10 protein-coding genes are annotated in these 9727 nt (G+C 69.6%); 3 read left to right on the top strand and 7 right to left on the bottom strand.

Annotated elements, in window-relative coordinates:
* The 4 genes from ABZ477_RS06755 to ABZ477_RS06740 all read right to left on the bottom strand — a co-directional run.
* On the bottom strand, positions 1-372 hold a 372-nt coding region (locus tag ABZ477_RS06755), incomplete at its 3' end, for an ABC transporter substrate-binding protein (protein WP_360129847.1).
* Positions 373-767: 395 nt separating this feature from the next.
* Positions 768-2177 carry a DUF222 domain-containing protein gene (locus ABZ477_RS06750; RefSeq protein ID WP_360129787.1) on the bottom strand — a complete coding sequence of 470 codons (1410 nt, stop codon included), beginning with the start codon at positions 2175-2177 and terminating at the stop codon, positions 768-770.
* Between the two features lie 332 nt (positions 2178-2509).
* Positions 2510-3181, bottom strand: coding sequence for a phosphatase PAP2 family protein (locus ABZ477_RS06745; protein ID WP_360129784.1), 672 nt, complete (start codon positions 3179-3181; stop codon positions 2510-2512).
* Positions 3182-3446: 265 nt separating this feature from the next.
* Positions 3447-4388 carry a hypothetical protein gene (locus ABZ477_RS06740; protein WP_360129781.1) on the bottom strand — a complete coding sequence of 314 codons (942 nt, stop codon included), beginning with the start codon at positions 4386-4388 and terminating at the stop codon, positions 3447-3449.
* A gap of 199 nt (positions 4389-4587) precedes the next feature.
* Between ABZ477_RS06740 and bcp the strand changes: the two genes are divergently transcribed.
* The 3 genes from bcp (at position 4588) to ABZ477_RS06725 (ending at position 6882) form a co-directional block, all read left to right on the top strand.
* The gene (gene bcp / locus ABZ477_RS06735; RefSeq protein WP_360129778.1) at positions 4588-5055 is read left to right on the top strand and encodes a thioredoxin-dependent thiol peroxidase; all 468 of its coding nucleotides are present in this window, start codon (positions 4588-4590) and stop codon (positions 5053-5055) included.
* A 13-nt stretch (positions 5056-5068) separates the two neighbouring features.
* Positions 5069-5773, top strand: a complete 705-nt coding sequence (locus ABZ477_RS06730) for a lipoate--protein ligase family protein (protein ID WP_360129775.1) — start codon at positions 5069-5071, stop codon at positions 5771-5773.
* Between the two features lie 110 nt (positions 5774-5883).
* Positions 5884-6882 (top strand): glycoside hydrolase family 43 protein, encoded by a 999-nt coding sequence (locus tag ABZ477_RS06725; RefSeq protein WP_360129772.1) that lies wholly within the window; start codon positions 5884-5886, stop codon positions 6880-6882.
* 103 nt (positions 6883-6985) lie between these two features.
* Here ABZ477_RS06725 and ABZ477_RS06720 read toward each other — a convergent pair whose 3' ends face one another.
* The 3 genes from ABZ477_RS06720 to ABZ477_RS06710 form a co-directional block, all read right to left on the bottom strand.
* Complete coding sequence (locus tag ABZ477_RS06720; RefSeq protein WP_360129769.1) at positions 6986-7390, bottom strand: heme-binding protein; 405 nt, start codon at positions 7388-7390, stop codon at positions 6986-6988.
* Between the two features lie 61 nt (positions 7391-7451).
* Positions 7452-8669 carry a formaldehyde dehydrogenase, glutathione-independent gene (gene fdhA / locus ABZ477_RS06715; protein ID WP_360129766.1) on the bottom strand — a complete coding sequence of 406 codons (1218 nt, stop codon included), beginning with the start codon at positions 8667-8669 and terminating at the stop codon, positions 7452-7454.
* Between the two features lie 94 nt (positions 8670-8763).
* Positions 8764-9618, bottom strand: a complete 855-nt coding sequence (locus ABZ477_RS06710) for a hypothetical protein (protein WP_360129763.1) — start codon at positions 9616-9618, stop codon at positions 8764-8766.
* Between the last annotated feature and the right edge of the window lie 109 nt (positions 9619-9727).

Below are 9727 nucleotides of genomic sequence, written 5' to 3'. Positions count from 1 at the left end.
GGTGGTGCCGGCCAGGTCGGCGGGGCTGTCGATGCCGTCCGCGACGACGAGCGCGGCACCGCCGGTGGCGGCGCCGGCGATGATGTGCGCGGACTGGCCGCCGGACTGGATGAACGTGTTGATCGACGGGTTCGGGCCGATGTAGGTCGCGTCGATCGCGCCCGCGGTGAGCGCCTCGATGGCCGCGGGGCCCGCGTTGAACACCGAGGTCGTCACGTCGACGTCGCCGAGCGCGTCCTGGAAGAACCCCTCCTCCAGGCCGACCAGCGCCGGAGCATGCGTCACATTCGCGAAGTAGCCGAGGCGCAGCTCAGTGACCTCGCCGCCGTTCTCGGCGGAGGCCGTGCCGGCACCGGAGGCGCAGCCCGCCATGACGGCCGCCACCAGCCCGAGAGATGTGATTGCTGTCGCGGTGCGGATTCTGTTCACGGTGTCACCTTCTGGTCGGCACTGCTCGGGTAGGGAATGCGCGTGACACGTCGTGTCACGGCTGTCGCCGCGGTGAATCACTCACCGGAGGCGGGGCCTTGCCGAGGCCCAACGGCGAGAGTAGGAGGCGGCGGAGCAGCTCGCTTGATCGGTCGTCAAACCCGGTCACTCAGCGACATGGCGCGTCATGCGAGTTGCGTTCAGGCTTGCGGACTCGTGCCCACAGACCGCGCAAGGTCAGTCGAATCGCGAAGGACGGTGTCCCCCCGGCAGGTGGCCGAGGTGGTCCGTGCGACCGGAACCGCGGAGCTCGGCAGCGGACACCACACGGCGTGCCGTCATGTGCGTCTGACGGTGCGGTCGCGGAGGCGGGTGGGGGAGGTGGTGACGGGTCTCCACCGGAGGCTGGGGTCGTGCCATCGTGGGGCTTGGATTTCGGGGATGCCGTGGTTGATCCGGAGCTTCCAGGTGCCGGTGTCGATGAACCGGTGATGGTGCCAGCAGAGCAGCACACCGTTGTCGGTGTGGGTGGGGCCGCCTTGGGCGTGGTCGGTGACGTGGTGGATTTCGCACCAGGCGGCGGGGACGCCGCAGCCGGGGATGATGCAGTTCCCGTCGCGGAGGGCGATGGCGCGACGCTGGTGCTTGTTGAACACGCGTTCCTCGGTCCCGATCCGGATGATCCTTCCGTTGCCGGCGAGCAGGACGCGTTGGATGACGCCGGCGCAGCCGGCGTGCCGGGCCGCGGCGATCGACACCGGCTCCGTCACGCCGTCCACGTGCGCCCACCCGGTGCCCGCGAGGAGGTCTTCGTGCCGGACGGAGATGACCAGGGTGGGGGCGGCGCCGCCGAGGGTGGGCAGCAGTTCGCTGGATGCGGCGGTGAACAGGGCCGTCGCCAGGGCGTCGTGGGTGCGTTGCGCGGTGGTGCGCGGGTCTGGCAGGACCGGGTCCGCCTCGAGGGCGTCGGGGTGGAAGCTCACCCCGCTGTCGGATGCGCGGGGTGACCCGGTGGCGTCGCAGATCCGCTGGAACTGCGCGGCGACTTCGGGCAGCAGCGCGCCCTTGATCGGGATGATCCCGTCGCGCTCCCGACCGAACCAGACGCCGCGGAGCCGGGTGGCGCGTTGTTCGCGGGGTTCGGCGCCGTCCTGGTCCAGCGCCGCCGCCCACACCGTGGCCTGCACACGGAGCAGGTCGGCGCAGGCCGGGGGTGCGGCATCGGGCCCCTCCCCGCGGGCCTCGGCGGCCAGCACGGCGTCGGCGGTGAGCAGGTCCTCCCGGCCGACCCGGTCACCCATCGCCTCCAACGGCCCGGCCACCGCGAGGAGGCCGTCCACACCGACCTGGCCGTCGATCAGCGCCTCCCGCATCGCGGGCAGCGTCGCGGGGAGTTCCTCGCCGTCCAGGCGGTGCTCGACCAGCACGGCGCGCGCGGCGCGCTGCAGTCGCGCGGTGGAGGACGGAGCCAGGCGCGTCAGCCGCTGCAGGAGCTCGTTCACGTCGTGGCAGCCCAGCCTGGTCGACAGGCGCAGATCCCGCTCCGGCATCCGGGAACGCCGGGCCACCTCACCCGCGCCCTCGACCAGCAGCGCGTCCGCAAGGCGCGCGGCGTCACCGGCGACGCGGAGCGCGTCCATCAGATCGACGTCGGCAGCGGCCCGGATCGCACCGCGGCGCAGGCCCTGAGCGGTGAGGTCGCGGAGCTGCTCGACGGTGCCGCGGAGGGTGTCGAGCAGGGCTTCCATGACCCTATTCTGACGAGGGGTTCCGACATCCCGGATGCTGTTAATCCCCGTTCAAGAACCCTTTCCGGCGTCGGTTCCCGAGCTTGTCGACGGGTCGAACCCGACGCTGACGGCGGACTCGACCCCGACGCTTCGACAAGCTCAGCGATCGGGTGGGTGGGTCGTCGGGTGAGGAAGCGAAGCACCCGGCAGAGGGGCAGTCATCACGCGCAGCGCCGGGCTCGGACGCTTCGTCTCGCTCCGCTCGCTCAACGACCGGGAAAGGGCGAGCTGTGTTTGAGAAGGGAGGTCCGCAGAACCCTCGGATGCTTTCGGCTTCAGGCTGTACTGGACTATGCACTCCGGTCCTCGAGTGTTGGATCGGCCGTGCGAGCAGCCCTCCGCCGGCGGATCGTCTCGACCACGGCCCATGCCAGTATCCCCACGGCCACCCCGAGGAAGAGGCCGCCGACGACGTCGGACAGCCAATGCGCGGCGAGATACGTCCGGCTCCAGGCCATCCAGACGACCCAGACGGCTCCGAACACCCACCAGAGCCAGTGCCGAAACAGCAGGGCCAGCACCGTGACAAGGCAGGCGGCGAATGCGACGTGTCCGGAGGGGAACGACGTGGGCACGACCTCCGCGAGCGAGTCCTCCGGCCTGATCCGCGCCACCAGTCGCGCGAGCGGCGCTGCGATGGCGATGCACAGCGCGAGGGCTGCCGCGACAGTGATAGCGGCCCACCACCACCGCAAGATCAAGAGTGTCCCCACGACCACCACCGATGTGACGATGGCAATGGCCGGACCTCCGATGTGGCTCGGTATCCACGCCACGACGAGCCCCGCGTCCGTTCGGCTCGCAATCATCAGTTCGTGCCATCTGACGTCGACGGGAAACGGCTGGTCGCGGCGGACTGATGTCACGATCCACAGCAAGACGACGGCGACGATGATCGCCGCCGCGCCCACGATCACCGGCTTCAGCCGGGAGAGATCGTCACGCTCATCAGGAGATTTCACACCGCCATCCTGCAGGGGGTTCCGAACACACAGTGCTCCACACGCCGCTGCGCGGAGTGAACCAGCCACCACGTCCGTTCGCCCCCGTCGTAGGGACGATCCGGGCCGGCTTGATGCCGTGGCGTCACGTCGGCCACGCACGTGCACCCTCGGGATCTCCACGCCGGACGACCGGCTCGTCCGCTGTTCGGTCGCCGATGCCGGCAAGGTCGGCGACGGCACCCTCGCCCCGAAACCGGTCCCGACCGAGCCCCGGGCGGGAGGTTCAGCGGTCGACGCGCACCACCTCGTACTCCGTGTCGGGTGTGGGAGGCACGCCGAACCGCGCATTGGGCAGGAAGAGTCCGGATCCGTATCGGGCGACCGTCGTCGGCACTCTGAAGTCCGGATCGGTCAGCGTCTCCACGAGCGCGCCCCTCATGCCGCTCGCGTCCAAGCGAATGACCGCCACCTGGTTCAGCTGATTCTGGACGACGTAGAGGGTGCGACCGATGACGAGCAGGCCGTCGCCGGCAGGCAGCGACGCGCCCCCCAGATCGACTTTCGTGGCTTCTCCTGTTTCGCGATCCACCCTGAAGAGCGTCGCCGTCGCCGATTGGATCACGAGGAGCGCCTTGTGATCGGGTGTCTCGGCGATGCCGTTCGCGTTGAAGCCGGGCTGCTGCATCCACTCGCCCGTGAGGGGCACGATCACCGACTCGTCGGGAAGCCCTCCGGACGGCTCGACCGGGAGGAAGTACAGCTCGGCGGCGAAGCTGTTCGTGAACCACGCGCCGTCTCGGGTGAGGATGACGTCGTTGATGAACGCCGGAGGCTGCGCCAACTGGAAGTCGGCGAGCAGGTCGCCGGTCGCCGAGTCGATCACGCGAGCCGTGCCGGAGGTGCCGCCGGCCACGAACAGGCGTCCGAACTGATCGAGCTTCAACCCGACCGACGGGGTGCCGGGACCCTGGCTGATGGTCTCGCCCTCGCCTGTTCGCAGGTCGACGGCATAGATGTCGCCGTCGGCGAGCGAGCCGAGGTAGGCCGTGCCGCCCGGACCGATCGCGATGCCCTCGGGCTGGAAGCCATCGGGCAACGGGATCAGGTCTTCGACCGCACCGCCTCCTCGGCGAGATTCCGCACCGTACGCGGCGGCCGCCGAGACCACGAGCAGCCCTGTCAGTGCAGCAACGGATAATGCACGCGCAACCCTGCGACCGGACATGGGCACATCGTACGTCCGATCGAGCCGCCACGTCAGGGCGTCAGGGCGGACCGTCCCCATGACCTCTCGTTCCTCAGGCGCCGCTTCGAGCCGACCCCGCCCGAAGGTAGAGGTCCGACGAGCCTCCGCCGGCCCGAGGAGGACGGTCGCCCTCAAGGCGGCACGGCCGAGCGGCTGCGCCTCCTCCTAGGCTGGGGTGATGAATCGTCTTGCCGCCGGCGACCCTGCTCCGGACTTCGCGCTCGTCAACCAGGACGAGGAGGAAGTCGCGCTGAGCGACCTGCGCGGCAGGTCCGCGATCCTCTTCTTCTACCCTGAGGCGATGACGCCCGGCTGCACGACGGAAGCGTGCGACTTCCGCGACAGCCTGGCGCCCCTGCAGGCCGCTGGCTACGAGGTGCTCGGCGTCTCACGCGACCTTCCCGACAAGCTGCTCGAATTCCGCGCGCGCGACCACCTGCCCTTCGACCTCCTGAGCGACCCGGAGCGGGAGGCGCACGAGGCCTACGGCGTCTGGGGTGAGAAGCAGCGCAACGGCGAGACCGTGATCGGCGTCATCCGCTCGACCTTCGTCGTCGACGAGGACGGCCGCATCCTGCACGCCCTCTACGAGGTCGACCCCGCGGGTCATGTCGTCCGGCTGAAGCAGCTTCTCGGAATGGCCTGACACGGAACCGGCGATGGCGCTCAGCCCCGCCGCGGGACTGGTCATCCGGCAGACGGTGGCCGGCACCGCTGCTGACGACCTCGAGACCTCGGTCGTGCTGCTGCGCCGCGTCGCGTCGGGCGAGATCGCCGAGCCACGCGTCGTGCGCTTGTACACGCCGCAGCCGACCCTCGCCATGAGCAGGCGCGAGAGCCGGATGCCGGGATTCTCGCGGGCCCGCGAGAGCGCCGAGGCCCGAGGGTTCGAGCCCGCCGTGCGCCCGACGGGGGGACGGGCCGTAGCCTACGACGAGTCCTGCCTCATCCTCGATCTCATCTGCCGCGATGACGGCGGAATGGACCAGAACGAGTTCTTCGGGCGCGCCGGCGGGACGATCGTGGATGCGCTGCGCGACCTCGACGTCGACGCGAGGCTCGGACCGGTCCCGGGCGAGTACTGCCCCGGTGAGTTCAGCATCAACTCCCGCGGTGAGGTGAAGCTCATGGGGACATCGCAGCGCGCGGTCCGCGGGGCGAGACTGCTGAGCGGGATGCTGGCATTCGGCGAAGTCGATCACCTCGTCGAGGTGCTGGTCGAGGCGAATCGCGCGCTCGAGCTGGACTGGCGTGCTCAGACCTTCGGGACGATGAAGCGAGAGGCGCCGCATCTCTCGCGGACCTCGGTGGAGGACGGACTCATCCGTGCTCTGCTCCCGCTCGGGGCGAATTCGGCGTCCTGACGCGCCGATCGGCCTCGCGCGGTCCCGGGCGGGCGATGATGGGCGAGCGAGGCCCGCGATGATCGCGATCCGCGCTGTTCGCCATCGCTCGCCGAGCCCGGAGCCGCCCTGTGACCCCTGCCGACACCTCTGTCCTCGCGGATTTCTGGGTGCATGATCCGTTCATCCTCGCGAACGAGCCGGATCGGACCTACTACCTCTACACGTCCTCGCCGGACGCTCCCGTCGTCACGGTGTACCGCAGCGCCGACCTGCGGAACTGGGTCGGCCCCACCACGGTGTTCACCATCCCCGACGGCTCGTGGGCGAACCCCGCCGAGTCGCCGTGGGCTCCCGAAGTGCACGAGTTCGAGGGGCGCTTCTACCTCTTCACGACGCTGCACGATTCGACTCATGCCCTGCCCGCCGCGTCGGACGGCTCGTCGGAATTCTCGGCGCGAGCCCGCGACGGACGGGCATATGCGCCCGTTGCACGGGGCACGGTGATCGCCGTCGCGTCTTCGCCTCTCGGCCCGTTCGAGCTGCTCCACCTCGATGGTCCCGTCGCTCCGCGCGAGTTCATGACGCTCGACGGCACCCTGTACGTCGACGAGTCGGGCCGGCCGTGGATGGTCTACGCACACGAGTGGGTCCAGATCCTGGACGGCACGATCGAGGCGATCCGACTGGATGCCGACCTCAGCCGTTCCGTCGGAAGCCCCATCCACCTGTTCCGCGGATCGGAGGCCAAGCTCCTCCGCGAGCGCACGCCGAGCGCGCTCTCACCTGTGCCGTACGTCACAGACGGTCCCCAGCTGCGACGGCTCGCGGGTGGAGGTCTGCTGATGCTCTGGGCGACCTACCGGCGCGCGGGATCGACCGCCGAATACGTCGAGACGATGGCGATTTCGCGCGGAGGCTCGCTCGAGGGACCGTGGGAGCAGCTCGACATCCTCGTCGGTGGGAACGCCGGTCACGGGATGCTGTTCACCACGTTCGAGGGGGTGCTCATGCTCGTGCTGCATCGGGGCATGGGGACGCCGCGGGTCCGGGCCGAGCTCTTCGAGGTCGTCGAGGACGAGTCGGCCGGGCTCCGCGTGGTCGCCGATCGCGCGGACCTCTACGCGTAGGGCCAGGCTCGGGACAATCGGGCCGGAACCCTGACGCACGAGTCCGTGGCACACGGCGAAGGGTGCCGCCCCCCACGAGTGACGGCACCCTTCGTCGTGGCAGCTAGAGTGCGGCCGCGCCGGCCTCGGCGACCGTCTGGTCCTGCTCGCCCGAGCCGCCGGAGACGCCCACGGCGCCGACGACCTTGCCGTCGCGGGTGAGCGGCACGCCGCCGGCGAAGATCGCGACGCCGCGGCCGTGGGCGTTGGTCGTGTGGATGCCGAAGAACTGCTGCGTCGGCTGCGAGTTGTCGCCGAGATCCTTCGTCGAGATGTCGAACGCGCGCGACGTCCAGGCCTTGCTGATCGAGATCTCGATGCTGCCGATCCAGGCGCCGTCCTGGCGCACGTGCGAGACGAGGTTGCCCCCGGCGTCGACGACGGCGATGTTCATGGGCTGGCCGATCTCGTCTGCGCGCTTCTCTGCGGCGGCGATGACGCGGCGGGCGTCTTCGAGGTTCACGGACATGGTGATTCCTTTCGTTGGGGGCGAGGGACGGCTCGGTCGAGGCATCCCGATTCGAGGTCTTCTACGACTTGATGTAGCCGTTGGGGTTGAGGACGTACTTCTTGGCGGCGCCGTGGTCGAACTCCTCGTAGCCGCGCGGAGCGTCCTCGAGCGGGATCGGCGTCGCATTCACGGCCTTGGCGATCTGCACCTTGTCGTGCAGGATCGCCATCATGAGCTGGCGGTTGTAGCGCATCACGGGGCATTGGCCGGTCGTGAACGACAGCGACTTCGCCCAGCCGAGGCCGAGCCGCAGCGACAGCGAGCCGACCTTCGCCGCCTCGTCGATGCCGCCCGGGTCCCCGGTCACATACAGACCCGGGATGCCGAGAGCCCCGCCTGCGGCGGTCAGATCCATGAGCGAGTTGAGCACGGTCGCGGGCGCTTCGTGCGAGGCATCCGCTCCGTGTCCGCGCGCCTCGAACCCGACTGCGTCGACGGCGGCGTCGACCTCGGGGACGCCGAGGATCTGCGCGATCTGCTCCTTGGGGTCGCCCTGGGACACGTCGACCGTCTCGCACCCGAACGAACGGGCCTGCGCGAGCCGCTCCTCGTTCAGGTCGCCGACGATGACGGCGGCGGCGCCCAGCAGCTGCGCGCCCACGGCCGCGGCCAGGCCGACGGGACCGGCGCCGGCGATGTACACCGTGGAGCCGGGACGGACGCCGGCGGTGTAGGCGCCGTGGAAGCCGGTCGGGAAGATGTCCGAGAGCATCGTCAGGTCGAGGATCTTCTCCAGCGCCTGATCGCGGTCGGGGAACACCAGCAGGTTCCAGTCGGCGTAGGGCACGAGCACGTACTCCGCCTGCCCGCCGACCCAGCCGCCCATGTCGACGTACCCGTACGCGCTGCCCGGCCGGTCCGGGTTGACGTTGAGGCAGATCCCGGTCTTGCCCTCCTTGCAGTTGCGGCACCGGCCGCACGCGATGTTGAACGGCACCGACACGATGTCGCCCACCTTGACGAACTCCACGCCCGGGCCGACCTCGACCACTTCGCCGGTGATCTCGTGACCGAGCACGAGTCCCTCCGGTGCCGTCGTGCGGCCGCGGACCATGTGCTGGTCCGACCCGCAGATGTTCGTCGACACCGTGCGCAGGATCGCGCCGTGCGGGACCTTCCTGCCGACGTTCGCCGGGTTGACGCCCGGCCCGTCCTTCAGCTCGAACTCGGGGTAGGGGGTGTCGACCACCTCGACGACTCCGGGCCCCTTGTAGGCGACTGCCCTGTTTCCAGACATCTTCGTCCTTTCTCTGTCGGGTGCACCTGGATACGAGGATCCCCGATCCGCCCCGGCTGGTCGACCCCTCGTGCTGCCGGGTGGACTCATGACCTCACTGCTCGATGAACCGCACCGGAAGATCCGCGATGTGCAGGCCCGAAGACCGGATGCTGTCCTCGATCGCCGCATGCTGATCCTCCGGCGCGACGATCTGCACCTTCTCGACGCCGTCGGTCGGAGTGCCGCCGCCGTCGGCCCAGAAGCTGCCGACGGCACGATCTTCGGCGAGCTCTCTGAGCAGCGCGAGGTACGCGCGATTCTCGCCTGGCTCGATGAGGGCGCCGAGGTTCGCCGAGTTGATCTCGAGAGCGCCATCCGCATCGAGACCGGCGGCAGCGACCAGATCGTCGGAGCGCTCGACGAGCGGAAGCAGGTCGGCGAACCCCGTCGGCTGCTCCATCTCGAGCGCGACGAGGGTGAGCACGCCGTCCTTCCAGATCGACGGCTGGACCGCGAGGCCAGGGGAGACTCGATCGAGTTCGTCGACAAGACGCACGGCGTCGAACCCGAAGTCAGGACACCGCGCATCGCCGGCATCGGTTCCCGGGGCGGGCGCCGCATGCAATGACACCTCGGCCCGCGAAGGTGTTCGCACGACGATCGACCAGGTGACGGCGTCGGCGTACTCGGTCGAGCAGGCCGCGTCGACCAGGCCCGGCAGGCCCGCCTCGTCCACCGTGACGTGCATCCAGGACGTCGGGTCCGAGAACGTCGGCGCTTCGACCCAGCGGGCCCGGTCGACGAGGTCGACGCCCGGCAGGTCCTCGACCTGCTCCGCGAACTCGTCGAAGGCCCCGCTCGGACGGTCGAAGTGCGTTTCGTCGACCATCCAGCTGAGCACCACGAGGGCGCCGAACACGACGGTGACGATCGCGGCCACGAGAGCCGTCACCCAGATGCGCTTCACGATCCTCGTTCGAGACCCACCGCCGTTCCGGTGCTCGGACGCGGGCGCCCGTTCCGAGGTCAGTTCCGTCGACATCGCATCGCTCCTGTTGGACCTGCAGTCCCGTCAG

The organism is Microbacterium sp. NPDC019599 (assembly GCF_040632175.1).
Taxonomy (GTDB): Bacteria; Actinomycetota; Actinomycetes; order Actinomycetales; family Microbacteriaceae; genus Microbacterium.
Note: the sequence above shows the minus strand (reverse complement) of the source record. Positions and strands in the feature narration are given on the sequence as shown.

Bases quoted from the DNA above. Each gene is read 5' to 3' on its own strand.
- ABZ477_RS06750 (WP_360129787.1), bottom strand. From the start codon at position 2,177: ATGGAAGCCCTGCTCGACACCCTCCGCGGCACCGTCGAGCAGCTCCGC.
- ABZ477_RS06730 (WP_360129775.1), top strand. From the start codon at position 5,069: ATGGCGCTCAGCCCCGCCGCGGGACTGGTCATCCGGCAGACGGTGGCC.
- ABZ477_RS06720 (WP_360129769.1), bottom strand. From the start codon at position 7,390: ATGTCCGTGAACCTCGAAGACGCCCGCCGCGTCATCGCCGCCGCAGAG.
- fdhA (WP_360129766.1), bottom strand. From the start codon at position 8,669: ATGTCTGGAAACAGGGCAGTCGCCTACAAGGGGCCCGGAGTCGTCGAG.
- bcp (WP_360129778.1), top strand. From the start codon at position 4,588: ATGAATCGTCTTGCCGCCGGCGACCCTGCTCCGGACTTCGCGCTCGTC.
- ABZ477_RS06740 (WP_360129781.1), bottom strand. From the start codon at position 4,388: ATGTCCGGTCGCAGGGTTGCGCGTGCATTATCCGTTGCTGCACTGACA.